Genomic DNA, 605 nt, shown 5'->3' with positions numbered 1-605 from the left:
CCGGGTTGCGGACAGTGTCTGGTGGGTAGTTTGACTGGGGCGGTCTCCTCCCAAAGAGTAACGGAGGAGCACGAAGGTTAGCTAATCCTGGTCGGACATCAGGAGGTTAGTGCAATGGCATAAGCTAGCTTGACTGCGAGAGTGACGGCTCGAGCAGGTGCGAAAGCAGGTCATAGTGATCCGGTGGTTCTGAATGGAAGGGCCATCGCTCAACGGATAAAAGGTACTCCGGGGATAACAGGCTGATACCGCCCAAGAGTTCATATCGACGGCGGTGTTTGGCACCTCGATGTCGGCTCATCACATCCTGGGGCTGAAGTAGGTCCCAAGGGTATGGCTGTTCGCCATTTAAAGTGGTACGCGAGCTGGGTTTAGAACGTCGTGAGACAGTTCGGTCCCTATCTGCCGTGGGCGCTGGAGAATTGAGGGGGGCTGCTCCTAGTACGAGAGGACCGGAGTGGACGCATCACTGGTGTTCGGGTTGTCATGCCAATGGCACTGCCCGGTAGCTAAATGCGGAAGAGATAAGTGCTGAAAGCATCTAAGCACGAAACTTGCCCCGAGATGAGTTCTCCCTGAGACTTAAAGTCTCCTGAAGGAACGTT

At 54.9% G+C, this 605-nt stretch carries 1 rRNA gene; it reads left to right on the top strand.

From position 1 onward, the window contains the following. Window positions 1–605: ribosomal RNA gene (locus ACOTZF_RS25220) — 23S ribosomal RNA — on the top strand; the annotation flags it as partial.

The sequence above is a fragment of the Enterobacter cloacae complex sp. SHL021 genome (assembly GCF_049237765.1).
Lineage (GTDB): Bacteria > Pseudomonadota > Gammaproteobacteria > Enterobacterales > Enterobacteriaceae > Enterobacter > Enterobacter cloacae.
Note: the sequence above shows the minus strand (reverse complement) of the source record. Positions and strands in the feature narration are given on the sequence as shown.